Here is a 25,012-nt window from a genome sequence, read left to right as displayed (position 1 = left end):
CGTTTCCGAGCGGGGGAACTTAATTGGAAACTGCAATTTCGCTCACTTTCTGGTTGGCTAGATTATAGGTAAAGGTGTACGCCGTCTTACGGGTTTTGCTCAGGAGGCTCATGGTGCCGATCACGTCCGGGGAGTAAAAGGCGACACCGAGGTCCTCCAGCAGCTGTTTCGTTTCCGGTTCGAAGGGCAGGGTGTCGAGGGAGGCATAGGTCGCGACCCGCTTGGTCGTGATCTCCGCCAGAGTCGCCGGGTCGATGGCGGGGTCGATGAAGTGGAGGGTATCGGGTTCGATATGGTTGAAGTCGATGGCCTCATTGCGGAAGCCGATGAGGTGTTCCCAGGGGATGTCGTCGATGTTGAAATCCTGCGTCAGCAGCTTGTAGGCGTCGAGCACCTGCTTGAAATGCTGCATGTCGTAAAGGTGCCCCTGGGTGAAATCCGGGCTTTTGAGGCTGAGTTCAGAGCCCGGAAAACGTTCGTTGGTGTCCATATCAATACTGTCCGCTACCATGGAAATGAGCAGAATGGTATCGGAAACATTGTAAACGGTCAGTATACGTTCAAGGTAACCCTCTACCGCGGGGTCGAGGGGGAGGGGGGCATAGGGGTCCGCCGTAACCTCGCTGTTACTTTTGACGAGGTGGTTGATGTTGACTTTCCCGGCATCCGAAGCGAAGGTGATGTCCATCATCATCCCGTTGCGCTTGTTCTCGAAGAAGAGGGGTACGCTCAAGAGGATATCGAGGGTGTCGGAGTCGTTGATGTCGCCGGTATTCTGTTTCAGGATCGCATAGATGCTTGGCAGCAGGGTGTTGCTCTGCACGAGGAAGGCTTTCGTCTCCGTCTGGCTATAGCCCCGTTCCAGGATGCTTCCCCCGACGGCGATCAGGGCTGCGATGGCGGTAACGAAGGCGAGCGTCATCAGCAGCGCTATCCCTTTTCGGTGCAAATCATACCTCTTTCCGTGCTTTGGACCAGCATTTTATCTCTGTTTATTTTAAGTATACTATAATCGCCGAAAAAATTATCTTTCGTGAAGCGGGGTGATACCGTATGTTGCGAAGGGTTCCAAGGATGTGCATGCAGAGCAAAAAAGTCTACCGCGGTGCGGCCCGCCGGGCGTTTACGTTGATGGAGCTGATGATCGTCATCATCATTCTGGGGCTGCTGGCGGCGCTGGTCATGCCGAACCTGATCGGCAAGAGCGAAGAGGCGAAACAGAAACTCGTCTGCGTCCAGATGAAGGGGATCAAGAACGCCCTGGATATGTTCCGGCTCGATAACGGGAGTTACCCCGACGCGGAGGAGGGACTGGAGGCTCTAGCGAAGAACCCGGATGCGGAGAAGTACCCCAACTACAGCGCGGGCGGCTATTTCCAAGACGGCGTCCTGCCCAAAGATCCCTGGAAGAACCGTTACATCTACGTCCCGGGCGAAGAGGGGATCAACCTGATCTCGCTGGGGGCTGACCGTAAAGAGGGCGGCAGCGCGGAGAGCAAAGATATCACCTATGCCGAGTGCATCAAGCAGTAGGAAGGGGTTTACCCTCTTTGAACTGCTGCTGGTTGTCATACTGATCGCCATCCTCTACGGCGTTTTCATCAACAAGCTGACAACGGGCCGCGCCCCGACGGAGGGGAGGGAGACGGTGTCGCTGGAGACGCTGCGCGACTATCTTTCCCTTTTCCGGACGGAGCAGGGGGAGGTGTCGCTCGTCTGTCCGGAGCCCTGTGCGCAGTGCAGCGTCGTTGTCGACGGCCAGCCGGTGGAAGGGGCGGATATTACCCTTTTCAAGCAGGAACCCACCGTCTACCGCAAAGACCGGTACGGCCAGTTTGTACCCTTCACCTTCGTGCCTGTGCGCAGGGGGGAGACGGATGTCGTGAACGTCTGCTTCGCCTTCAGGCTCCGGGCGAACGACAGCAGCTCGAGCTATATCGTCGAATCGGGAGAGCGCTTCTATCTGTTTGACGCCTACGGGGAACCGACGCGGAGCTTCGAGGCGCTCGACGACGCGGCGGCGGCCTACAACCGCACGGAACTGATACCCGACGACAAACGGGTCTACGACTTTTAAGGGGAAAGAATGGTATATGCCTATCGGGGCCTGTTGCAAGACGGCAAGAAGACCAAGGGGGTCCTCGAAGCCGCCGACCTGGAGGAGGCGAAAAAGCGCCTCCGCTCCCAGGGGATCTTCTATACCAAGCTCGAAGCGGAGAAGCGCGCCGCCGTCGGCCGTCTGAACTTTTCGCGGAAAAAAGTCGCCGGGGCGAATGAGCTCTCCATCCTCAGCCGCGACCTCTCCATCTACATCAAATCGGGCATCTCAATTGTCAACGCCCTGAAGCTGGCCCGGAACCAGTATGCGAAAAACAAGAAGATGACGAATTTCCTCAGCAGTATCATCACGATGCTCGACGAGGGGAAAAGTTTCTACCAGGCGCTGGAGCGGCAGAATATCCTGGCCCTGCCGGAGTTCTACAAGCAGTCCATCCGCGTCTCCGAAGAGAGCGGGATCTTGCAGGAGGTTCTGCTGGAGATGGCGATCTTCCTCAAAGAGCAGGACCGCATCAGCAAGCAGATCAAGAGCGCTTTCGCCTATCCCTCGTTTATCATCGTCGTCTCGATCTTCATGGTAGCGTTCATGATCACCTTCGTCGTTCCGAAGATCACCGGGATCTTCGACCAGCTCGACCAGGAGCTGCCGCCGGTCACGCAGTTCGTCATTGCAACGGGGGATTTCTTTACTGCCCACTGGATCGGGCTCGTGGTGGGGATAGTGGCGCTGATCGGGCTCTTCGCCTCGGCGATGAAGTACAACCGCCCTTTCCGGTTCGGCGTGCATCTGCTGCAGCTGAAACTCCCCTTTTTTGGGCAGGTCGTTCAGACCTCGGAGCTGGGGCGCTTCTCCTATATCGCGTCGGTGCTGATCCGTTCGGGGGTGCCCTTCGCGCAGACGATCAACCTCTCGGCGAACGTCCTGCACAACCAGGTGCTCCAGCGCAAGTTCGCCGGTGCTTCGGACCGGGTCGTTGAAGGTTCAAAGCTTTCCAATGCCTTGCTGCGGGAGGGGTTTGAGATCGATCCCTCTTTTGCCCAGGCGATCGCGCTGGGGGAGGAGACGAGCGAGGTGACGGCGATTTTGCAGAACCTCTCCGAGCTCTATTTCGAGGAGAACAAGGATAAGATCGGGCTTTTCCTCTCGCTGCTGGAACCGATGCTGATGCTGCTGGTAGGGGGGGTGATCGGCTTCATCGTCACCGCGATGCTGCTGCCGATCTTCTCGATGAATATCAGTTAGGGCCTAGCGGCGTCCGCCGCGGGAGCGGCCCTGATTCGACTCGCCGTGGCCGCGTTCGCCGCCTTGGCGGCGGCGGTTGTTGTTATAGCCGCCGCGACGCGGTTTGCCGCCGCCGCGACGTCCGCCTCTATCGTTGCGTTCCATCGCTTCCATGATCTTATCCAGGCGCTGTTTGGGGACACCGATCGTCTGCGGTCCTTTGACGTTCAGGTTCTTCATCAGCAGCGAGATGAGCTTGTAGGCGATCTGTGTCTGGTCCATGTCATCGCACAGCGCGTTAAAGAGTTCGGTCGCTTCATCGTAGATCTTCTGTGTTTCGATCTCGTTGACCAGGCGGGACATCTGTTTGGACTGTACCTGCTGTTTTGTCGGGATAAAGGAGTGGGCCATCTGGGTACCGACGATCTTGCGGATGCGCTGCAGCTCTTTGAACTCAAGCGGGGTGACGAGGGTGATCGCGACCCCCTTCTGGCCCGCGCGTCCTGTCCGGCCGATGCGGTGGACATAGCTCTCGGGATCGAAGGGGATATGGTAGTTGATAACGTGGCTGACGTCGTTGATATGGATCCCGCGTGCGGCAACGTCGGTGGCGACAAGAATGTCAATTGCATTCTCTTTGAGGCCCCTGATGACGGATTCGCGCTGGCGCTGCTCCATATCGCCGTGGAGTCCCTTGGCGTTGTAGCCGACGGAGGAGAGGACATTGGAGAGGCGGTCGACTTCGCGCTTGGTGCGGCAGAAGACGATGGTCTTCTCCAGCTCTTCGGCGTCGAGCAGGCGGATGATGGCGTCGTCGCGTTCATTCTCTTCGATGACATAATACTGCTGCGCGATATCCTTGTTCGTTGTCTCCTCCTGGGTGATGGAGACAAAGGCGGGATCGACGAGGATACGTTCGGCAAGGGCCTTGATCGGCTTGGGCATCGTGGCTGAAAAGAGCAGGGTCTGGCGGTCCGTCGGCAGGAAGTCGAAGATCGTGTTGATGTCGTCGAGGAAGCCCATGTCAAGCATCTCGTCCGCTTCGTCAAGGATGACGGTGGAGGGGGCGAAATCGGCGAGCATGTTGCGCTCGAGGATATCCTTGAGGCGGCCCGGCGTGGCGATGACGACCTGTGCGCCGCGCTCGATCAGGCCGATTTGGCGGTTGTAGGAGCTGCCGCCGTAGACGGTGACGGTGTGAATGCCGAGCTTCTTGCCGTATTTGAAGAGCTCGTCGCTGACCTGGTTGGCCAGTTCGCGGGTCGGGACGATAATAAGTGCCTCGACGCCGCGGTCAAGGGCCATCTGGTTCAGCGTCGGCAGGCCGAAGGCGGCGGTTTTCCCGGTCCCGGTATGGGCCTGGCCGACGACGTCGCGCCCTTCAAGGACGAGGGGGATCGCCTGCTGCTGAATGGGACTGGGGACTTTGAAACCGGCGTAGCGGATGCTCTGGAGGATCTCCGGGCGGAGCCCGAAATCGTCAAAGGAGGCCGTTGGTGCGGCGACGGTATCGTCTTGTGTTTCGATGGGGGGTGTCTGCATTTTCTCTCTTGAAACGGACACGGCTAAACCATCGTTGCGACTGAAGTGAATCAAAAATTGAGTTGCATTTTCTGAAGCGGCTTAATAAGCAGGAAGGATAGTTTGATCGGGCCCGGTAAATTTAAATGCAATTATAGCGAAATTTTTGCCTTTTGCGGTGTGTACTGGTTTGTGGGAGCGCCGCGGCGCGTCCCTTTAACTTTTTTCGCTAAAATGGCTTCACTTTTTGGAACCCGTGTGGGAGAGAATGATAAAACAAACAATTGCAACCCTGATAACGCTGCTGGTCCTTTTCGGCGGCTGTACCAAAGAACTTGACGAATACAACAAACCGGCCGCGTACTGGTACGAGAAGATGGTCGCGGCCGTTTCCGACGGCAACCTCGACAAGGCGGACAACTACTACAGTTCCCTGCAGAGCGAGCATATCGGCTCGCCGCTGCTGCCCGAGGCGACGATGATCATGGCGATCGCACACCTGCAGTCGGAGGAGTACCTGCTCGCCGAGCATTTCCTGACCGAATACATCAAGCGCTACGCGACCCCCGCCGAACGCGAGTACGCCGAGTATATGAAGGTCAAGGCCAAATACATGGCCCTGCCTAACCCGCGCCGCGACCAGGGGCTGATCAACGAGGCGATCGCGGAGGGCGAGCGTTTCCTGCGCCTCTACCCCCGTTCGACGTACGCCCCGGTCGTCGATACGATGGTCACGCGGCTCTACCTCGCCGAAGCGGCCCTGAACGAATCGATCGCGGAGCTCTACGACCGGCTTGACAAACCGAAAGCCGCCGCGTTCTACCGCGGGAAAAAACCCCAGCCGTGGATCGACTGGGAAAAAGTGGACCCGGCGCAGACGGCGTGGTACCGGCGGATCTTCGAAGGCGACGGCCATGCGAGCTGGTACGCCTTCATCATCCCCGACACCCAGAGCGTTGTCTCCCGCCACAGTTACAATGACGTAGCCGATGAAAACCGAACCGATATGAAGGAAGAGTAATGCAACTGGACCATTATGCTAGTTTCCCGACCGAACTGCCGGTCATTTTTGAAGACGGGCTGTTCCTCTACCCGTTCATGATCTCGCCGCTGTTTCTCAAAGACGATGAGAATATCGCGGCGGTGACCTATGCGATCGAACACGACTCGCTTGTCATCGTCTGTCCCACGAAGGAGGGGCAGGAGGGCGAACGCACCCTCGAGAGCATCCATGACGCCGGGGTGATCGGTTCCATTATGCGCAAGGTCTCGCTGCCCGACGGCCGGGTGAAGGTCCTCTTCCAGGGGCTGGCGCGGGGCAAGGCGATGGAAGCGCGGGGCGAAGACCCGCTGCGGGTACTGGTCGATACCATCGACCCCAAGCCTGTCAACGAGATCAAAATGGACGCGATCCTCGAGGTCGTGCGCGAAAAGGTGCGGGCCCTGTCGCAGGTGAGCAACTTCTTCCCGCCGGACCTGCTGCGCACCATCGAGGAGACCCAGGAGTACAACCGCATTGCCGACCTGATCTGCAGCACGGTCAAGCTCCCGAAACAGCGCGCGTATGAGATGTTCGTCGAGGCGGATACCGAACAGCGCCTGCTGCTGCTGATCGACTACCTGATCGAGGAGATCGAAGCGAGCAAGCTGCAGCGCGAGATCCGCACCAAAGTCAACACGAAGATGGAGCAGATCAACAAAGAGTACTTCCTCAAAGAACAGCTCAAAGAGATCCAGCAGGAGCTGGGCGTCGACAACCAGCGCGAAGAGGAGATCGCCGAGTATCGCAAGCAGCTCGAAGCGATGAAAGAGCACATGGGCGAAGACGCTTACAAAGAGATCTCCAAGCAGCTCGACCGTTATGCGCGCCTGCACCCCGACTCCGCCGACGCGGGGATGATCCAGGGCTACCTCGAGTGGGTGCTGGAGATCCCCTTCGGCAAACTTGCCAAAAAAGCCCTCAAGATCGAGAACGTCGAGTCTCAGCTCGATGCGGACCACTTCTCCCTTGAAAAACCGAAGAAGCGGATTTCCGAGTTCTTCGCCGTCAAAGAGCTGATGGAGCTTCGGGGCAAAAGCGCGCAGAAGGGCGGCAGTGCCATTCTCTGTTTCGCGGGCCCTCCGGGCGTGGGGAAAACCTCTCTGGCGAACTCTATTGCCACCGCGCTCAAACGCCCCCTGGTCCGGATCGCCCTGGGCGGGCTTGAAGACGTCAATGAGCTGCGCGGGCACCGTCGCACCTACATCGGCGCGATGCCGGGCCGGGTTGTGCAGGGGATCATCGACGCGAAGAAGATGAACCCCGTCGTCGTCCTGGACGAGATCGACAAGGTGGGGATGTCCCACCGCGGTGACCCGACGGCGGCGCTGCTCGAGATTCTCGACCCCGAACAGAACAGCCATTTCCGCGACTATTTCGTCAACTTCGACCTCGATCTGAGCCAGGTGATCTTCATCGCGACGGCCAACGACGTCGGTCGGATCCCGGCCCCGCTGCGCGACCGGATGGAGTTTATCGGTGTGAGCAGTTATACGCCCCAGGAGAAGTTTGAGATCGCCAAGCGATACCTGCTGCCCCAGGAGCTCAAAAAGCATGGACTGAAAAAACAGGAGGTGACGGTCTCCGCGCCGGCGATGAAGGAGCTGATCCACAGCTACACCCGGGAAGCCGGGGTGCGCAACCTGCGCCGCCGCATCGCCGACATCGCCCGCAAATCGGCGAAGATGATCCTGGAAGACCCTACGCTGGGCAAAGTCTCGGTGACGGTCAAGAACCTCAAAGAGTTCATGGACAAGACGGTCTTCGAGATCGAGAAGACCGACAACGTCAACCGCGTCGGTGTCGTCAACGGGCTGGCCTGGACCGCCGTCGGCGGGGATGTGCTCAAGATCGAGACGATCCGTATCAAGGGCAAGGGGCAGATGCAGCTTACCGGCAGTCTCGGCGAGGTGATGAAGGAGTCCGCGCGTATCGCGATGAGCGTCGTCAAGACGCAGATCGACAACGGTAAGGTCAAGGTGGACCACGCCATTATCCCGCGTACCTTCAAAGAGCAGGAGGAGCAGACGACGCTGGACGCCAGCGAAGTCTACAAGCGCTACGACCTCCATATCCACGTCCCCGACGGCGCGACGCCCAAAGACGGACCGAGTGCGGGGATCGCGATGAGCACGGCGATCGCCTCCATCCTGAGCAACAAGCCGGTGCGCGCCGGGATCGCCATGACGGGCGAGGTGTCGCTCAGCGGCAACGTGCTGCCCATCGGCGGGCTCAAGGAGAAACTGATCGCCGCGCACAAGGCGGGAATGCACACGGCGCTCATCCCGAAAAAGAACTATGAGCGCGACCTCGACGAGATCCCGGACGAGGTCAAGGAAGTGGTGACGATCGTCCCGGTCGAACGGATCGAAGAGGTGCTCAAACTGACGCTGCTGCCGGAATAAGCCCTCCCCGGGCTGCCTCATTTACGCTTTCATAACCATTTTCTCACTATAATCAATATCAAAATTCAGAATCTAAAAAAGCGCGTGCCCGTGGATACTATGACCCCTTACCAGATCGTTCCTCTCCTGATAGCCCTGCTGCTGGCGGCTGCGGCGCTGTACATGCTGCTGCTTCTGCGCCGGCGGGGGGCGGCCCTGGAGGCGGCGCGGGAGGCCGCCGAAGCGCAGCAGGCGGTGCTTCAGCAGCGCGACCAGGAGCTTATCCGGCTGAACGATACGCTGGCGTGGCGCGCGAAAGAGGAGGCGCGGCTTCAGGGCAGCGTGGAAGCGGGGACGCTGCAGCTCGAAAACGCCCGGCAGGCCCACCAGCGCCTGGAACGCGATTTTGCGGTGCTGCAGACCCGCTACGAGGAGGCGCAGAAGCAGCATACGGAGCAGCTCCGCCTGCTCGATGAGGCGAAGCAGGCGCTCGGCGCACAGTTCGAAGGGCTGGCGCATAAGATCTTCGAACAGAAGGCGAAGACCTTTGACGCAGCGAATCAGCAGCAGCTGCAGCTTTTGCTCAAACCCTTCCGCGAACAGATCGACGCTTTCTCCAAGCAGACACAAAGCCAATATGTCGAAGAGAGCAAGGAACGTCACCTGCTCAAAAGCGAGATCGAACGACTCAAGGTGCTTAACGAACGGATCGCCGAGGATGCGCTCAATCTGACAAACGCCCTCAAGGGGGAGACGAAGACCCAGGGGAACTGGGGGGAGATCGTGCTGGAGCGGGTGCTGGAGAGCTCGGGGCTTCGTCCGGGCCACGAGTACGAGACCCAGGGCACCTACAAGGACGACAAGGGAAACATGCTGCGCCCCGACGTGGTCGTGTTCCTCCCCCAGGAGCGCTGTGTCATCATCGACTCCAAGGTCTCCCTCGTCGCCTACGAACAGTTTATGAGCAGCGACGACCCCGAGCAGAAAGCCAAAGCGCTCCGCCAGCACCTCGTCTCGATCAATGCCCATATCAAAGGGCTCTCCGAAAAACGGTACGAAAACCTGCCGGGGATGCGGACGCTGGATTTCGTGCTGCTGTTCATGCCGATCGAAGGGGCGTTCCACCTGGCACTGCAGAACGACAGCGGACTCTTTAAAAAAGCGTACGATGCCCGCATCATTGTCGTAAGCCCATCGACCCTGTTGGCGACGCTGCGCACCATCGAGAATATCTGGCGGACCGAGCAGCAGCAGCAAAACGCCGCGGAGATCGCGCGGCAGGCGGAAGCGCTGTATGACAAGTTCGTCGGATTCGTCGAGGACATGGAGCGCATCGGCGACCAGCTCGGCAAAACCCAGGGACAGTGGGAGGCGGCGATGAACAAGCTCTCCAGCGGGAAGGGGAACCTGATCCGCCGCGCAGAACAGATGAAGAAGCTCGGGCTCAGTCCGAAAAAAGCACTGCCGGGCAAGGATGAGGGGACGGAATGAAACGCGACGGAGTGCTCCCCTGGCTGATTGCGACGATCCCTGTGCTCTTCGCCTTCATTGCTGAGAGCATTCTCTATACGCTGTATGATGGCGACCCGCAGCAGGATACCTTGATCGTCGGCACTGCCTTTGTCGCCCTGACGGTCCTTCTCTCCATTCTTTTTTCCGGCTATTGGGGCTACACGCTGCTGTTGCGCTACCGGGAGCAGGTGCGCCTTCGCGACAACGCGCTGCAGGAGTTCAATGCGACGGTAGATGCCAGGGTAGAGGATGCGGTGGAGGGGCAGCGCCGCAGCGACCGCCTGGGGATGCAGCGTTCGCTGACGAATGCCATGGACGAGACGGTCGGACTGGTCGCAAGCCGTTGGCGAGAGCCGCTGCAACGGCTCGCCACGCTCCCGGAAAAAGGTGGCGACCGGTCGAAGCAGGCGGAAGCCGCGGCACTGATCGCGACATCAATGCTCGAAAGCCTGGGGGAGTGGCAGGAGTTCTTCCGCCCCGATACCGTCCGCGAAGCCGTGGATCTCTCCGAAGCCGTGCAGAGCGCGCTCTCCCTGCTGGCGCTCGAATTGGCCGAAACGGATATCCGGGTCGAGACGCGCCTGGAGTGCTCGATGACCCTCCCCCTCTACCGAAACGAGATTATCCGGGTATTGATCAGCCTGCTTCATAATGCGAAGGAGGCCCTGGTCGAACGGCGGATCGCACTGCCGCGCATCGAGATCGAGTGCTATGAAACGGGGCAGTTCGTCGTCATCCGCCTCTGTGACAATGCCGGCGGGGTGGCGGCGGACATCGCCGACCGGATCTTCGAACCCTACTTTTCGACCAAGGGCGACAGCCGTGCCGCCGGCCTCGGGCTCTACATGGCCCGCAACATCGTCGAGGAGCATTGCAACGGCGAGCTGAGCTTTGACAATATCGAACAAGGCGCCTGCTTTTACCTGAAAATCGGCAAACACCAGACGGAGGAAGAGGAATGAGCAGCCTGCGCCTGCTGACCTGTTTTGTCAAAGAGACGCGCTGGGTGCCGACCCGGCGTGAGGATGCGCTGCGGATCATCAGCGAGGAGATGGGCGGCGCGGACCCGGAAGGGATCCTCGCGTATGTGCTGGAGGCGACGAAAGAGGGGAAGACGGTGACGGTAGGCGAGTGCCGCTTCCGGCAAGAGGCTACGGGTGGGGGACCTTCACCGTCGAGTTGAGCAGCCATCCGATCAGGACCATCGCCCCCATGACGATGTAGGCGTTGGTAAAGCCATAGGCGGCGGTGAGATAGGCCAGCCAGAGCAAAATGGCGCCGAGCGGGGTCGGGACGCCGGTAAAGTATTTTTCGACGCTTCCCTCTTCGGCGTTGATGTTGAACTGGATCAGGCGGCGCAGGCCGCTGACGACGTAGTAGATGCTGACGGCACCTGAGAGCAGCAACAGTGCGCCGTCCAGTCCCGTGTACACCGCCTGAAAGATCAGAAAGACGGGTACCAGCACAAAGGAGAGGAAGTCGGCGAAGGAGTCGAGCTGGATACCGAACTCGTTCGAGAGGGCATATTTACGCGCGATTTTACCGTCGAAAATATCAAAGGCCCCGCCGATCCAGGCAAAGATGATCGCGGTAAAGAAGTTGTTCTGGCTGATGAAATAGACGGCCAGGAGTCCGCTGGCGATATTGACCATCGTAAAGAGGTTGGCCAGATTGAAATGGTTGTCAGCACGGTAAAGAAATTTCATGGCGGCATTATAACAGACGAAGCGGAAAAATCGGTGGCGGGGCAGGTATAATACGGCCAATGGATTAGCAGCGCTAATTTAGTCTAAATTAATTTGATTTTTATTATCATTTAGAAACCAATCAGGATGGGACTCGGGTAACAGTGAAATTGACAGAGTGTATGAAAGGGTGCAGTGCCACCATTGTAAAGCTGCATGCGCAGGGGCCTCTGAAGCAGCGTCTCGTCTCCTTCGGGGTCATGAAAGGGGCACGGGTGGAGCTGATGGGTTTCGCGCCTGCCAAAAGCACCGTTGAGATCAAGATAGGGCGCATGCGCCTTGCCCTGCGTAAAGAGGAAGCCGAACTGATCGAGGTCACTGCCGATGCCTAACACCGTCCCCGTCTGTCCCGTTACCGAAAAACATATCCGCATCGCCCTCGTCGGCCAGCCCAACGTCGGCAAGAGTATGCTGATCAACGCCATCAGCGACGCCCGCCTGCACGTGGGCAATTTCAGCGGGGTCACGGTTGAAAAATCCGAGGTCTTTTTCGACTACAAGGATTACCACTTCACCATCGTGGACCTGCCGGGCACCTACGCTTTTACCGACTACTCTATCGAAGAGCGCGTGACCCACGACTTTTTGTGCAACGAAGAGTATGACCTGATGATCAACGTCGTCGACTCGACGAACCTGGAGAAAAACCTGCAGCTCACCGCCGAGCTGATGACGATGAACAAGAAGATGGTGCTGGCGCTCAATATGAGCGACGAGGCGGACCGGGAGGGGATCCGGATCGACTACGACTACCTCTCGACACTGCTCGGCCTCACCGCGGTACGGGTCTCCGCAGCGGCCAAGATGGGGATCGAGACACTGATCGAAGCGGTGATTGCCACCCATGAGACCCCCTACCAGGAGCCGAAGCTGATCTTCTCCCAGGCCGTGGAAGAGGAGATCGATATCATCGCCTCCTACCTCGACGAGCACCGCTTCAAGGCGGCGATCTCCAACCGCAACATCGCGATCAACCTGCTCCAGAACGAGAAGAAGACCTACCGTACCCTGCATGACCTGCCGCTCTGGACGGAGCTGCAGCCGCTGCTCATTGAAGCGGACAAGCACATCGAGACCCACCATGATACGGATGACGTTAAAGAGGTTTTCGCCGAGGAGTATGCCGCGTTCATCCGGGGGGTTATCACGGAAACGGTCCGCCAGACCGAACAGCCCATAGAGAAGAAGAGCCTCACCGAGCGGGTGGACGACCTCCTTATCCACCCTGTGCTGGGTATCCCGATCTTTCTCTTCCTGATGTGGGGGCTCTTCCAGCTTACTTTCGAGATCGGCAATATCCCGATGGAGTGGATCGACGCCTTCTTCGGCTGGTTCGGTGAAACGGTGGGCGCGACGATCCTCAACGCAGATATCCGCTCCCTTGTCGTCGACGGCGTCATCGCCGGGGTCGGGGCCGTGGTCCTCTTTACCCCGAATATCATCATCCTTTTTATCGGGATCGCCCTGCTCGAATCGACGGGGTATATGTCGCGGGTCGCGTTCCTGCTTGACGGCGTCTTCCACAAATTCGGCCTTCATGGGCAGTCCTTCATTCCGCTGGTGACGGGGTTCGGCTGCTCCATCCCGGCCTATATGTCGGCGCGGATCCTGAAAAACGACAGCGACCGTCTGCTGACGCTCTTTATCATCGGCTTCATGAGCTGCGGCGCACGTCTGCCGGTCTACGTGCTCTTTACGGGGGCCTTCTTCGCGCCAAGCATCGCAGGCAACGTCCTTTTCGCCATCTACATCGCCGGGGCGATGATCGGATTGGTCGCGGCGAAGGTCCTCAAGCTGACAGCCTTCCGCGGCCAGGATGAACCCTTTGTCATGGAGATGCCGAAATACCGCCTGCCGTCGGTCAAGCTTATCTGGCACACGGTGCTGACCAAGACGCTGATGTACCTGCGCAAAGCGGGGACCTTCATCGCCGGGGCATCGATGCTGGTCTGGTTTTTAAGCAGCTACCCCCACTCGCATGAGATCGAGGCGGCTTACAGCGCGAAGATCGAACAGGCCGTCAACACGACCGAAGCGTCCCACCTCACCGTCGAAGCGGATGCGGCCCAGCTCGAACAGAGTTACCTGGGACGCATCGGCAAGGCGATCGAGCCGTTCTTTACCCCGATCGGACTGGACTGGAAAATGGCCATCGCCCTGCAGACGGGACTGGCGGCCAAAGAGGTCGTCGTTTCGACCCTCGGCGTTCTTTACGCCGTCGGCGAAGGGGTGACGGAAACGGACAAGACCCTCATCAGCGCCATCCGCGCGCATATCCCCTTCGCGTCGGCCGTCGCCTTCATCGTCGTGATCATGCTCTACCTCCCCTGCCTTGCGGCTTCGGTCGTCTTTACCCGGGAAGCGGGCGGGATCAAATATTTCATCTATCTTTTCCTCTTTACGACGGCGACGGCCTATACGCTTGCCTTTGTCGCCTACCATCTCACCCTCATGCTGACGGGGGCTGAGGCCCTGCTGCCGCACTAGGGGACCGTTAGCTAAAAGTTAATGCTGCTGGGATAAAATGCTCGCATGAAAAAGATACTGATGATTGAAGACGATCTCGAGCTTGCGGAGATCCTGACCGAGTACCTTGAGCAGTTCGGGTACGAGATCGAAACGGAGGACGATCCCTTCAAAGCGCTGAGCATTCTCAAACTCAAACCCTACGATCTGGTCATCCTCGACCTGACCCTGCCGGGGATGGACGGGCTTGAGGTCTGCGAAGCGATCCGCGAACGCCAGGACATTCCCATCATCATCTCCTCGGCCCGCTCGGATGTCACCGACAAGGTCAACGCCCTGGAGCTGGGTGCCGATGACTACCTCCCCAAACCCTACGACCCACGCGAACTCGAAGCCCGCATCAGTTCGGTGCTGCGCCGGTACGCCGCGAAAACGGAAGCCAAACAGGCCCAGGAGCACCACAGCGACTTCAAACTCGATGAAGGGGCGATGCAGATCAGCTACAAGGGGCGTGCGCTGGATCTGACCAACGCGGAGTACGGCATCCTCGCCTTCATGATCAAAAAAGAGGGGATGGTCGTCTCCCGCGAAGATATCATCCTCAACGTCAACGCGATCAACGAAGACTCCTCGAACAAGAGCATCGATGTCATGGTCGGACGGATCCGCAACAAGCTCGGCGACAAATCCCTGATCGAATCGGTGCGGGGCATCGGCTACAAGCTTATCAAATGAGGCGCAATGCCGTCTTACTGACGATCCTCTTTGCCTTTGCGGTGACGCTGATCAGTGTCACCTTCGTCTTTTGGGAATTCTACAAGAACAACCGCGCCCAGTACATCGACAACATTTTCAACAAGTACACCGTCATCACGCAGATCTACCGCGAGCATATGATGAAGCATACCTCCGAAGCGATCCTGGAGGCGAACCTCGCCGTCTACGGGTTGTCGAACATTCAGGGGGACGCGGCGGTCCGGGCCGTTTTCGACAAAGCCGATATTCTCAAACGCGTCGGGTTCCAGGAGGTGGTGCGCACCATGCACTTCTCCAACGAGGCGATGCACGCCCTCGACCGGGTCAGCGACCTGCGGGCGACAATGCTGGAGTCGGAGGGGAAGATCTACTTTTTCCTGGAGACCCCCCAGGGGAGGTTCCTGCTGCTGGATGAACAGCTCCGCCCCTATTTCCCGACCCATCTGCTCAGCGCCTATCTGACGATCGTCTTCGTCATCGCCTGGGCGGTCTTCATTATCTGGCGCCGGATCCGTCCTCTGCGCATCCTGACAAAGCGGGTGATCCGTTACGCCGGCGGCGACAGGGACGTCGTGTTCGAAATGAGAGGGGGTAACGAGATCGCGATCCTCGCCAACGAGCTCGAGCAGGCGCGCAAGAACATCAATACCCTGATCGAATCCCGGACCCTCTTTCTGCGCAACGTGATGCATGAACTCAAAACGCCTATCGCCAAGGGTCGGATCTCCGCGGAGCTGCTCGCCGAACCCAAGCAGAAAGCGCGATTCAACAATATCTTCCTGCGCCTCGAGCAGCTCATCAACGAGTTCGCGATGATCGAGGAGGCTTCTTCGGGCTTCGGCAACAAGCACATCGGGACCTACCGGCTGGTGGACCTGATCGACGAGGCGATCGACCAGTCCATGCTGGAGCCGGAGATGATCAGCGTCGACGTCGACAGCAGCGAACGGATGGCCTGCGATTTCACGATGATAGCGACGGTCATCAAAAATATGATCGACAACGGCGTGAAGTATTCGCCGGACAAACGGGTGGCGATAAGCATGGAGGGCAAAGAACTCGTCTTCGAAAACAGAGGGGAGAAGCTGCGCCACCCGCTGCGCTATTACGTGGAGCCTTTTACGAAGGAGCACCCGGCGCGCAACAGCTTCGGGCTGGGGCTCTACCTGGTGGATGCGATCCTGCACGCCCACGATCTGCAGCTGGCCTACGCATACGACGACGGGGTCAACCGCTTCTATATCACCGCGCTATGAGAGGTTATGCACCTCGTGCAGGGGTTTCGTTGTGTGTTCCTTCGTCCGGACGAGGCTTTTGTGGGTTCGGTGGTAGCGGAACATCTTATAGAAGATAACCGTCAGAGCGACGGCGGCGCAGACCTCGTATCCGATCGCCCAGACAGCGGCGAACATGGCGATATCGAGGGAGAAGAAGTTGTTGAAACTCCCCTTGGCGATAAAGATAAACAGAAAGAGCAGCCCGGCGACGTAGGGGATCGTGATAAAATAGAGTCCGAGAAAGAGGTATTCATACCCCTCCGGCATGGGAAAGACCTTGGTGAGGTCGACTTCTTGTTTTGCAAAAGATTTCGGGACGTGTATATCCCCGTTATGCTGTTGTGTCATAGGCATGGGACGGACTCCGATCTCAGAATAAAATCAAGTTATACAAAATAATAATATCACAACCAATAAGGAAAAACAACGTGAAGCAAATTCTGGTCACCAATGACGACGGCTATGAATCGGAAGGGCTGCTGGCGCTGGTGGAAGCACTCCGGCCCCACGGCCAGGTGACAGTTGTCGCGCCTTCGAGCGAGAAATCGGCCTGCGGCCACTCCCTGACCCTGTCGCACCCGCTCAGTTTTATCAGCGTCGGCGACGATTTTTTTAAGCTCGACGACGGGACGCCGAGCGACTGCATCTACCTGGCCCTGCACTCGATGTTCGAGGGGCGCAAACCGGACCTTGTCGTCAGCGGCATCAACAAAGGCTCGAACATGGGCGAAGACATTACCTACTCCGGCACGGCGGCCGGGGCGATGGAGGCGGTGCTTCACGGGGTCCCGGCCATCGCCGTCTCGCAAGTGATGGATTTTGAGAAACCTCTGCCGGACTTTGCGTTGGCGAAGGAGACTATTTCTGACCTTGTGGAAAAGATCTTCGCGTCCGAATTCCCCCTGCCGCCGCGCCAGTTCCTTAACGTTAATATCCCGCCAGAGGTGACGGAGGCCGCGACGAAAGTGACCTACGCGGGCCACCGCTTCTACGCGAACGACGCCCACCTGCACCGCAACCCCCGGGGTAAGGAGTACTACTGGCTGGGGCTGCACCCCCTGGAGTATAGAGCGAGAGAGGGGCGCGAAGAGCTCTGCGACTTCGAAGCGGTGATGCGGGGGCACGTCTCCGTCTCGCCGATCATGCTGGACCTGAGCGCCTACGCCTCCATGCGGACGCTCGATGATTGGCTGGGAGTCTGACCGTGCGCTATGAACGTTCCCGCATGCTCCTGGGAGAGGATTTTGAGAAGCTGCAGGGAGCAAAACTGCTGCTGTTGGGCGTCGGCGGGGTCGGCAGTTTCTGCCTGGACTGCCTGATCCGTTCGGGGGTGAACGACATCACCATCGTCGATTTCGACACCTATGACGAGAGCAACCAGAACCGCCAGCTCTGGAGCGAACACCACCTCGGCGAGTCGAAAGTCAAGGCGCTGCAGGCCCACTATCCTCAGATCGCCGTGATCGAAACGCGCATCGACGAGGCGTGGGTGGAAGCCTTCGACTTCGAGCCTTACGACCTTGTGCTCGACGCCATCGACGATACGAAGGCCAAACTGGCCCTGGCGCAGAAGTGCTACAAGAAACTGATCAGCGCGACGGGCTCCGCGAAACGTCTGGACCCCACGAAAATCGAGGTGGGGACCATCTGGACGGCCCACGGCGACCGCTTTGCCTCCAAGCTGCGCTACGAGCTCAAAAAGCGCCGTTTCAGCAAGAAATACCCCGTCATCTTCAGCAGCGAACCGCCGCGGGTGAAGGTCAAGGGGAGTTTCATGGGGGTGACCGCCGCCTTCGGCCTGACCATGTGCTCGCTGGCGGTACGGCGGCTCATCGGTTCAAAATGAGTGTCCGCGCTCCCGAGCTCGACCGCGGCGCATGGATCGCCGGCGGGCCGCACCTGCTGCGCGAGCTGCGCCCCCGGGCCGTGCTGCTCGACTTTTTCACCTTCGGCTGCATCAACTGCATGAACAACCTCCCGATGCTCACACGGCTGCAGGCCCGTTACGGCGACACCCTGCAGGTCATCGGGGTGCACAGCGGAAAATTCGCCCATGAAAAGCAGGCCGAAGCCATCTGTGCCGCCGTCGCGCGGCTGGGGATCACCTACCCCGTCCTGAACGACCCGGAGGGTGCTCTGGTCGATCAATACACGGTCAAGGCGTGGCCGACGATGGTACTGGTCAATGCGGAGGGGTATATTGCGGCGACGTTCCGGGGGGAGGCGCAGGGCGTCGCCATCGACCTGGCGCTTCGGAAGCTGGGCCTGCTCCCGCGGGAGAGCGCGGCCGAAAGTCCGGCGCTGCCGGGCCCGCTGCGCTTTCCCGAAGCCGTGCTGGTATCGGGTGAACAAACGTTCATAGCCAACAGCGGGGGCGGTGATGTGCGCGAATACAACGCGGCCGGGCAGCTTGTCCGCCGTTTTACCCCCTTCCGGACCCCCGCGGCACTGGCCCTCTCGGAGGGGATGCTCTATATCGCCGACCGCGCCGGCGGCAGCGTCTGCCGCATCGATCTGCGCACCGAGGAACGAACGGTCCTGTTCGAGCAGCTGCGCTCCCCATCGGCCCTGCTCGTGGAGGCGGAGACGATCACGATCGCCGAGGCGGGGGCGCACACCGTCACGGTCTACGACAAGGAGACGCTGCAGCCGCTTCAGACCTACGGCAACCGCTTCGAAGCGCTGCGCGACGGGGCGGGGGAGGCGGCGCAGCTGGCCCAGCCGATGGGCTTGACGCGCTGTGACGACGGTACGCTCTGGTTCGTTGACGCGGAGAGCTCCGCCCTGCGTTCTATCGAGAACGGTCACGTGCAGACTGCCGTGGGTGAGGGACTGTTCACCTGGGGGGATTCAGACACAGCGCCAGTGCTGCAGCATCCCCAGGGCATCGCCTGCGGCCGGATCGGGGACGGCTGCGGCGGCGGGCGCCTCTTCATCGCCGATACCTATAACGGCAAGCTCAAGGTCTACGACCCTCAAAGCGGCCGGATGATGACACTGATGGCCGATCTGAACGAACCCGCGGGATTGTGCAAGCAGGGGTGCAGCCTCTATATCGCCGAGAGCGGGGCGCATCGCGTCATCAGGTACGATCTGTCGGCCATGTCTTTCGAGACCTATATCGCCTGAGGCACGCGGAGGGGCATCATGGATATTTATGTGCATACGCTGAGCTCGATGCTGGTGCTTGTCTGTATCATTCTGCTCGTCGCTTACTTGCGCCGTTCGGGCATGTTTAGCCCCGATCACGGCACGCTGTTCGCCTCCCTCATCACGCAACTGACCCTGCCGGCTCTGATCTTTTATGCGCTTTCGCATGCCGCGTTGGAATGGAAATATCTGCTCGTCACGGGACTGATGATGGCGGGGGAAATGCTTCTTTTCATGCTGGCGTGGGGTGTCAGCAGCGTGATGGGCCTTTCCGCGCCGAAAACGGGCAGTTTTATCCTTGCGGCCGTTTTCGGCAGTTCCACACTCCTGGGATATGCCCTGGTGGCGGAGCTCTTTGGGAAAAACGCGGAGGCGATGGCCGAAGCGTCGCTGGTCTCGGAACTGGGGGTGGGGTTGCCGCTGTTCACGCTGGGAGCGATGATCGCCATGCACTACGGCGGCAAAAAAGCGTCGGGATCCGGCGGGGCCGGGGCGCTGGCCTTTTTCCGCTCGCCGATCTTTATCGCCATTGCAGCGGGCAGCGCGTGGAGCGTTGCCGGATTGCCCGTGACCGGCATGGCGGTCTCGCCGCTCTTTGATGCGGTGCAGATTGTCGCCAAGGCCAATACGCTGCTAGTTACCCTGCTCGTCGGGGTCTCACTCGGCTTCGACCGCCTCAGGGAGATCGCCGGTATTGCTGCCGCCGTGCTTGTCCTGAAGCTGGTCGCCTCTCCCCTCCTTATCGCGCTGCCGGCCCACTATGTCGCGCTTGAAGCGTGGCAGCTCCAGGTGCTGGTCATTGAGTCCGCCATGCCTTCGGCCATGCTGAGCGTTGCCTTCGCCAAGCGCTACGGCTGCGACGTTGCGCTCGCCTCAAAGCTGGTGTTTGCCACCCTGCTCGGCAGCATGGTGACGGTGACGGTCATGATGCGTCTGCTGGGGTAGGGGGAAAGATACCCGCACCGGTGCGGCGGCCGTTGGGGACCGTTTGCCTGAGCGTCAGCTCTTGGCGGCCCCGAACATATCGATGTAGCAGGCTTCCGCCCAGCCGTAGATGTTACGGGCATTCTCCAGCCCCTCTTCGCCTTTCCAGTGTTCATCGGTGACCGGGGTGGCGAACTCGAACTGTTTGTGTTTCGGGTTGTAGGCGTATTCGGAGTGGATAAAGATCCCGTGCTCGGGAAAGGCGGAGACAGCGGAGATGCAGAGCGTCACCGGCGACATCCACTTGAGGGGGGCCTGTTTATTGATCTTCGCGGCGAGCATTTTCGCGACGTTCTGCCCTTCGCTCAGCGAAGTGTTCCCCGACTTGGAGAAGCCCGTGGGGCGGGCATCGCCGGTGATGTAGATGTTGGGATGGCCGCGGACCTCGTAGGTCATCGGGTCGATGTCCCCCTCGAACCGGTTGTAGACGGTATCCTTGGCGACCCCGCACACCTCGAGAAGCCGACCGCCCCGGACATGGGGGTAGAAAGAGGCGTCGTCGAAGGCGAAGGTGTCGAATTCCGTTTTGACCTGCTTCTTGTCGAGGTCGATCGCCTCGATGACGGCGTTGGGTTCGTAGACGATGTACTCCTTGTAGAGCTCCTCGAACGCCGTGTGGAAGCCGTGCGCTTTGATCGTGATGTCGTTGTTCTCGTCCAGCAGGAGCACTTTGCCCTTGATCCCGTTGTGCTTGAAATAGTCCGCGATCAGACAGGCGCGCTCGTAGGGGGCGGGCAGGCAGCGGTAGTTCCCGCCGGGGACGGTAAGGAGGAAAGTCCCCCCTTGGAAACTGTGGATCTTGCGTTTGAGCGTCATATGTTCCGAGCCGGGACGGAACGCCGCCGGGTATTCCTGGCGAAGGCGGTTCTCCACACCTGGGTCGTCGGTCCAGAAGGAGTAGTCGTAGTCGATGCCCGGGGCGAGGACCAGGTAGTCGTAGGCGATATCGCCCCGCGTCGTATACAGCGTGTTGTTGACTTTGTCCACGCCCGTCGCCGCGGCATGGAAGTAGGAGTAGCCGTGGTGCTGGGCCGCCTGGTAGTAATCGTGGGTGATAAACTCCAGGCCGACCTTGTCCACCAGCCACATATTGCTGACGGGACAGGAGATGAAAACGTCGCGCTGTTCGACGAGAACGACCTCGGCCGTCGGGGCGAAAAGTTTGGTGTACTTCGCCATACTGAGCCCGGACCACCCGCCGCCGACAACGACGACGCGGGGGCCTTTGGGAGTTGGCAGCGGGGCCGGGCTGTTGGCTGTGTCGGTTTTCGGGGTCGCCTCGGCGGCTTCGGCGGTACCGCCGGCCGCCATGGCGGCCGCAAGGGCTCCACCGAGTTTCAGGGCGTCTCTGCGGGAAAATTTCATGATAATAGCTCCGGTATATTGGGGTCGGGTAGAGACCGTTTGTTGGACGTTTTGGATACGCTTGAAACCAAAATAGTAGACAAAAAATGATTAACCCGCCGTTTCGTGCCGCGCGCTTGGTCTGGCAAGGGAGAGCGATGTGCGCTATAATTCCTCTAAAAACGAGGAATGATTTTGAGCCAGCCACAACCGATGACCCGCTTCGGATACGAAAAACTGCAAGCGGAGCTGAACCATCTTAAAACGGTCGAACGCCCGGAGATCGTCAAGGCGATCGAAGAGGCCGTGGCGCTGGGGGATCTGAAGGAGAACGCGGAGTACCATGCCGCCAAAGAGCGCCAGGGGCAGATCGACGACCGTCTGGGCGAGCTGGCCGAGATGCTGGGCAATGCGCAGCTCGTGGACCCCTCTACCCTGGAACACAGCCGCGTCAGTTTCGGCTCGACGGTCGTGCTGTGCGATATGGAGACGGACGAAGAGATGACCTACACCATCGTCGGCGGCTGCGAAAGCAACCCCGAGCTGGGGCTGATCTCTTTTGCCTCTCCACTGGCCAAGCAGCTGCTGGGCAAAGAGGAGGGCGACGAGCTCAAAGCCAAGCTCCCCGGCGGGACAAAAGAGTTCGAGGTCATCGAAGTCAAATACCAGGAGATCATCTTTGAGTGCCATGATTAAGGTCGCCGTTATCGGGGCCAGCGGCTACACCGGCCTGGAACTGGTCAAAATTCTGGCCGGGCATCCCCGCTTTGAACTGGCATACGTGGCCACCAGCGAAGGGGGGATGCGTCTGACCGAGCTGCACCCGGCGATGCAGGGGATCTTTGAGTGCGATGTGCACAAAGCGGATGCCGCGGCCGTTGCCGCTTCCTGCGAGCTGGCGTTCCTCGCTCTGCCGCATATGACGGCGATGGGGTTCGTCAAAGAGCTGATGGCCCTGGGGGTCAAGGTCGTTGATCTCTCCGCGGATTACCGCCTGAAGCGCGAGACCTACGAGGCGCACTATGTGCCCCATATCGACCCTGAGAACCTTGAGCATGCCGTCTACGGCCTGCCCGAGCTCAACCGCGAGGCGATCAAATCCGCGCGGCTGGTCGCGAACCCGGGGTGCTACCCGACGGCATCGATTCTCGGCCTGCTCCCCTTTACGAAATACATTGATGAAGATTTTCCGGTGTTCATCGATGCAAAGAGCGGTGTGAGCGGTGCGGGCAAGAAGTGCACGACCAGTACCCATTTTGTCTCGATCAACGAGAATATCTTTGCGTACAAACCCTTCGAACACCGCCACGAACCGGAGATCCGTGAAAAGCTTCTCCTCGACAGCGGAAAAGATTTCGATATCAACTTTGTTCCGCACCTGATCCCGGCGACCCGCGGCGAGCTGATCGACGCCTATGCCCTGCTCAAAGAGGAGATCGATCCGATTGCTGTCCTGAAGGCGTATTATGCCGATGAACCCTTCGTGCGCATCTTTGAAAACCCGGTCGATATCAAAGCCTGTTCGGGCACGAATTTCTGCGACATTTACGCCAAGGTCCGCGGGAAGAAGCTCTATGTCAACAGCAGCGTGGACAACATCGTCCGCGGCTCCTCTTCCCAGGCCGTTGCCAACGCGAACCTGATGATGGGACTGGAGGAGAACACGGGCATCCCGATCATCGCCTATGTCCCGTGACCCCTACGAGATCCTTCCCGGCGCCCTGCTGATCAGCGATGCCCACTACTCCGCAACACGCCCGCAGCTGCTCTCGCTTCTGCTGGCGGTGGATGCAGGCACCGTGAAGGTTCCGCAGCTGCTGCTGATGGGGGATATCTTCGATCTGCTCTTCGGGCAGATCAAGGTGACCCATGCGATGAACGCCGAGGCCGTTGCCGTGCTGCAGCGCATCAGCCGCCGTATTCCCGTCCTCTACCTCGAAGGCAATCACGACTACAACCTTGCCGCGCTCTTCCCGGAGGCCACCGTCGTGCCGCTCTCCTACCAGCCCTTTGCCTGCCGCTGCGCCGATCGTGCCGTGCTCCTGGCCCACGGCGATTTCAACCAGCCGCTCTCCTACAGGATCTACACGGCGCTGATCCGAAACGGCGCGGTACTGCGTCTGCTGGGTGTCATCAACCGCCTGACCGGCAACGGGATCATCGCGAAGCTCGAGGCCTACCTGGAGCGGAAGAACCACTGCCATACGATGGCGGGTTTCGAGACGTTCGTGCGGGCCCATCTCGCCCCGCTGGCCTTGGCAGACGTTGACATTTTCATTGAGGGGCACTACCACCAGGGGAAGCGGTTCGACGTGGACGGTGTGCGCTACTTCAATCCCGCCGCATTTGCCTGTAATCTTCGCTATGCTATCGTTAGGAACGAGCAAAACGGTTTTACCCTGCAAGCGCAGGAGTGGAACGAGGGGTAGGAGCCATGGCGCAGCTGCAGATCGAAAAGACCGAACGCGGGATGACGGTACACTGCAGCGGCCCGTGGCACGCCATGACGCTTGACGCGGTCGCCGGGGCGATCAGCGGGGAGGAGCTGGCCCGTCTGAAGGAGTACGAGGTGCTCCTTGAGCTTTCGGCCATCGAACAGATCGACACGGCGGGGGCCCTGCTGCTGCAGCGGCTCCGGCGCGGCCTGGAAGAGGCCGGCAATGTCGTGGTGGTGCAGGGGGCGGACGCCCAGACTGAACGGGTGCTGGCGATGACGCAGCGCTACGGCCACCCCGATATCGATTTTGCCGTTCCCGTTCCCGGTCTCCTGGCGCAGACGGGACGGAACGCGGCGGAGGTGGCGGCCAACGGTGCGGGCATCGTCGCCTTTATCGGCCGGACCTTCCTGGCGTTTATGCACCTGCTTTCGCGCAAAGTAGGGTTCCGCTACAAAGAGACGGGCTACCAGATTATGGAGAGCGCCATCAAGGCCCTGGGCATCATCGCATTGACGATGTTCCTTGTCGGCGTCGTCGTCGCCTACCAGTCGGCGGTACAGCTGAAAACCTACGGCGCCAACATCTTCATTGTCGACGCGCTGGGCATCTCGATACTGCGCGAACTCTCCCCCATGCTGACCGCCATCGTCGTCGCCGGACGCAGCGGCTCCTCTTACGCCGCACAGATCGGGGTGATGAAGATGACCGAGGAGATCGACGCGATGCGGACGATGGGGTTCGATCCCTATGCCTTTTTGGTCCTGCCGCGCCTCTTCGCCCTGATCATCATGATGCCGATCCTCATCTTCTTCGCCGACGGGTTCGGCATGCTCGGCGGCATGCTGATCGCGCATACGGAGCTGGGACTTTCGGTCACGCTCTTTATGGACCGCTTTACCGAGGCGGTGGCCCTCAAACACTTCTGGGTCGGGCTGGTGAAGGGGCCCTTCTTCGCCGTGCTTATCGCTTCCATCGGGATCTACCGAGGTCTGAAGGTGAAAAACGATACGGAGAGTATCGGGATCAATACGACCAAAAGCGTCGTCGAGGCGATCTTTGCCGTGATCATCTGCGATGCGCTCTTCTCCATCGTCTTTACGAAGTTGGGGTTCTGAG

At 59.5% G+C, this 25,012-nt stretch carries 25 protein-coding genes; 20 read left to right on the top strand and 5 right to left on the bottom strand.

Annotation, left to right across the window (positions count from 1 at the left end):
• Window positions 1–19: 19 nt before the first annotated feature.
• Complete coding sequence (locus tag WCX72_RS10965) at window positions 20–922, bottom strand: hypothetical protein (protein WP_345969803.1); 903 nt, start codon at window positions 920–922, stop codon at window positions 20–22.
• Between the two features lie 158 nt (window positions 923–1,080).
• Between WCX72_RS10965 and gspG the strand changes: the two genes are divergently transcribed.
• The 3 genes from gspG to WCX72_RS10950 are packed head-to-tail and all read left to right on the top strand — an operon-like array spanning window position 1,081 to window position 3,301.
• Window positions 1,081–1,533, top strand: a complete 453-nt coding sequence (gene gspG / locus WCX72_RS10960; RefSeq protein ID WP_345969802.1) for a type II secretion system major pseudopilin GspG — start codon at window positions 1,081–1,083, stop codon at window positions 1,531–1,533.
• On the top strand, window positions 1,511–2,077 hold the full coding sequence (locus WCX72_RS10955; protein ID WP_345969801.1) for a type II secretion system protein: 567 nt from the start codon (window positions 1,511–1,513) through the stop codon (window positions 2,075–2,077). The genes gspG and WCX72_RS10955 overlap by 23 nt, the downstream gene beginning before the upstream one ends.
• Before the next feature lie 9 nt (window positions 2,078–2,086).
• Entirely contained in the window at window positions 2,087–3,301 is a 1,215-nt protein-coding gene (locus WCX72_RS10950) for a type II secretion system F family protein (RefSeq protein WP_345969800.1), read from the top strand.
• Between the two features lie 3 nt (window positions 3,302–3,304).
• Here WCX72_RS10950 and WCX72_RS10945 read toward each other — a convergent pair whose 3' ends face one another.
• Window positions 3,305–4,822, bottom strand: coding sequence for a DEAD/DEAH box helicase (locus WCX72_RS10945; protein WP_345969799.1), 1,518 nt, complete (start codon window positions 4,820–4,822; stop codon window positions 3,305–3,307).
• A 247-nt stretch (window positions 4,823–5,069) separates the two neighbouring features.
• Here WCX72_RS10945 and bamD point away from each other — a divergent pair, with 247 nt between their 5' ends.
• From bamD to WCX72_RS10920, 5 genes are all read left to right on the top strand, one after another.
• A complete protein-coding gene (gene bamD / locus WCX72_RS10940) occupies window positions 5,070–5,822 on the top strand; it encodes an outer membrane protein assembly factor BamD (RefSeq protein WP_345969798.1) in 753 nt (250 codons plus the stop codon).
• Window positions 5,822–8,245, top strand: a complete 2,424-nt coding sequence (gene lon / locus WCX72_RS10935) for an endopeptidase La (protein ID WP_345969797.1) — start codon at window positions 5,822–5,824, stop codon at window positions 8,243–8,245. The genes bamD and lon overlap by 1 nt, the downstream gene beginning before the upstream one ends.
• 99 nt (window positions 8,246–8,344) lie before the next feature.
• A complete protein-coding gene (locus WCX72_RS10930) occupies window positions 8,345–9,715 on the top strand; it encodes a DNA recombination protein RmuC (RefSeq protein WP_345971555.1) in 1,371 nt (456 codons plus the stop codon).
• Window positions 9,712–10,698, top strand: a complete 987-nt coding sequence (locus tag WCX72_RS10925; RefSeq protein ID WP_345969796.1) for a HAMP domain-containing sensor histidine kinase — start codon at window positions 9,712–9,714, stop codon at window positions 10,696–10,698. Before WCX72_RS10930 ends, WCX72_RS10925 begins: the two co-directional genes overlap by 4 nt.
• Window positions 10,695–10,919 (top strand): hypothetical protein, encoded by a 225-nt coding sequence (locus WCX72_RS10920; protein ID WP_345969795.1) that lies wholly within the window; start codon window positions 10,695–10,697, stop codon window positions 10,917–10,919. Before WCX72_RS10925 ends, WCX72_RS10920 begins: the two co-directional genes overlap by 4 nt.
• Here the strand turns inward: WCX72_RS10920 and WCX72_RS10915 are convergent.
• Window positions 10,888–11,442 carry a CDP-alcohol phosphatidyltransferase family protein gene (locus tag WCX72_RS10915; protein ID WP_345969794.1) on the bottom strand — a complete coding sequence of 185 codons (555 nt, stop codon included), beginning with the start codon at window positions 11,440–11,442 and terminating at the stop codon, window positions 10,888–10,890. The two genes, WCX72_RS10920 and WCX72_RS10915, sit on opposite strands and share 32 nt — an antisense overlap.
• Window positions 11,443–11,585: 143 nt before the next feature.
• Between WCX72_RS10915 and WCX72_RS10910 the strand changes: the two genes are divergently transcribed.
• The 4 genes from WCX72_RS10910 to WCX72_RS10895 are packed head-to-tail and all read left to right on the top strand — an operon-like array spanning window position 11,586 to window position 15,959.
• Window positions 11,586–11,813, top strand: coding sequence for a FeoA family protein (locus tag WCX72_RS10910; RefSeq protein WP_231019093.1), 228 nt, complete (start codon window positions 11,586–11,588; stop codon window positions 11,811–11,813).
• Entirely contained in the window at window positions 11,806–13,968 is a 2,163-nt protein-coding gene (gene feoB, locus WCX72_RS10905; RefSeq protein WP_345969793.1) for a ferrous iron transport protein B, read from the top strand. Before WCX72_RS10910 ends, feoB begins: the two co-directional genes overlap by 8 nt.
• 45 nt (window positions 13,969–14,013) lie before the next feature.
• On the top strand, window positions 14,014–14,682 hold the full coding sequence (locus WCX72_RS10900) for a response regulator transcription factor (RefSeq protein ID WP_231019090.1): 669 nt from the start codon (window positions 14,014–14,016) through the stop codon (window positions 14,680–14,682).
• Window positions 14,679–15,959 (top strand): ArsS family sensor histidine kinase, encoded by a 1,281-nt coding sequence (locus tag WCX72_RS10895; protein WP_345969792.1) that lies wholly within the window; start codon window positions 14,679–14,681, stop codon window positions 15,957–15,959. The genes WCX72_RS10900 and WCX72_RS10895 overlap by 4 nt, the downstream gene beginning before the upstream one ends.
• Here WCX72_RS10895 and WCX72_RS10890 read toward each other — a convergent pair.
• Window positions 15,954–16,334 carry a hypothetical protein gene (locus tag WCX72_RS10890; RefSeq protein WP_345969791.1) on the bottom strand — a complete coding sequence of 127 codons (381 nt, stop codon included), beginning with the start codon at window positions 16,332–16,334 and terminating at the stop codon, window positions 15,954–15,956. The genes WCX72_RS10895 and WCX72_RS10890 overlap by 6 nt on opposite strands.
• 74 nt (window positions 16,335–16,408) lie before the next feature.
• Between WCX72_RS10890 and surE the strand changes: the two genes are divergently transcribed.
• The 4 genes from surE to WCX72_RS10870 are packed head-to-tail and all read left to right on the top strand — an operon-like array spanning window position 16,409 to window position 20,075.
• Window positions 16,409–17,182 carry a 5'/3'-nucleotidase SurE gene (gene surE, locus WCX72_RS10885; RefSeq protein WP_345969790.1) on the top strand — a complete coding sequence of 258 codons (774 nt, stop codon included), beginning with the start codon at window positions 16,409–16,411 and terminating at the stop codon, window positions 17,180–17,182.
• 2 nt (window positions 17,183–17,184) lie between these two features.
• A complete protein-coding gene (locus tag WCX72_RS10880) occupies window positions 17,185–17,826 on the top strand; it encodes a ThiF family adenylyltransferase (RefSeq protein ID WP_345969789.1) in 642 nt (213 codons plus the stop codon).
• Entirely contained in the window at window positions 17,823–19,109 is a 1,287-nt protein-coding gene (locus WCX72_RS10875; RefSeq protein ID WP_345969788.1) for a thioredoxin-like domain-containing protein, read from the top strand. Before WCX72_RS10880 ends, WCX72_RS10875 begins: the two co-directional genes overlap by 4 nt.
• 18 nt (window positions 19,110–19,127) lie before the next feature.
• Window positions 19,128–20,075 carry an AEC family transporter gene (locus WCX72_RS10870; RefSeq protein WP_345969787.1) on the top strand — a complete coding sequence of 316 codons (948 nt, stop codon included), beginning with the start codon at window positions 19,128–19,130 and terminating at the stop codon, window positions 20,073–20,075.
• A gap of 54 nt (window positions 20,076–20,129) precedes the next feature.
• On the opposite strand, the gene WCX72_RS10865 is transcribed toward WCX72_RS10870, so the two are convergent.
• Window positions 20,130–21,479: an FAD/NAD(P)-binding oxidoreductase gene (locus tag WCX72_RS10865; RefSeq protein ID WP_345969786.1), complete on the bottom strand. Its 1,350-nt coding sequence runs from the start codon at window positions 21,477–21,479 to the stop codon at window positions 20,130–20,132.
• Window positions 21,480–21,671: 192 nt separating this feature from the next.
• Here WCX72_RS10865 and greA point away from each other — a divergent pair, with 192 nt between their 5' ends.
• The 4 genes from greA to WCX72_RS10845 are packed head-to-tail and all read left to right on the top strand — an operon-like array spanning window position 21,672 to window position 25,011.
• On the top strand, window positions 21,672–22,154 hold the full coding sequence (greA, locus tag WCX72_RS10860; RefSeq protein WP_231021239.1) for a transcription elongation factor GreA: 483 nt from the start codon (window positions 21,672–21,674) through the stop codon (window positions 22,152–22,154).
• Window positions 22,147–23,154, top strand: a complete 1,008-nt coding sequence (gene argC / locus WCX72_RS10855; protein WP_345971554.1) for an N-acetyl-gamma-glutamyl-phosphate reductase — start codon at window positions 22,147–22,149, stop codon at window positions 23,152–23,154. The genes greA and argC overlap by 8 nt, the downstream gene beginning before the upstream one ends.
• The gene (locus WCX72_RS10850) at window positions 23,144–23,887 is read left to right on the top strand and encodes a UDP-2,3-diacylglucosamine hydrolase (protein WP_345969785.1); all 744 of its coding nucleotides are present in this window, start codon (window positions 23,144–23,146) and stop codon (window positions 23,885–23,887) included. The genes argC and WCX72_RS10850 overlap by 11 nt, the downstream gene beginning before the upstream one ends.
• A 5-nt stretch (window positions 23,888–23,892) precedes the next feature.
• Window positions 23,893–25,011: an ABC transporter permease gene (locus tag WCX72_RS10845; RefSeq protein ID WP_345969784.1), complete on the top strand. Its 1,119-nt coding sequence runs from the start codon at window positions 23,893–23,895 to the stop codon at window positions 25,009–25,011.
• Window position 25,012: the final 1 nt, after the last annotated feature.

It is taken from the genome of Thiomicrolovo immobilis, assembly GCF_039645955.1.
GTDB classification, from domain to species: Bacteria; Campylobacterota; Campylobacteria; order Campylobacterales; family Sulfurimonadaceae; genus Thiomicrolovo; species Thiomicrolovo diazotrophicus.
This window is presented reverse-complemented; position numbering and strand designations above follow the sequence as displayed.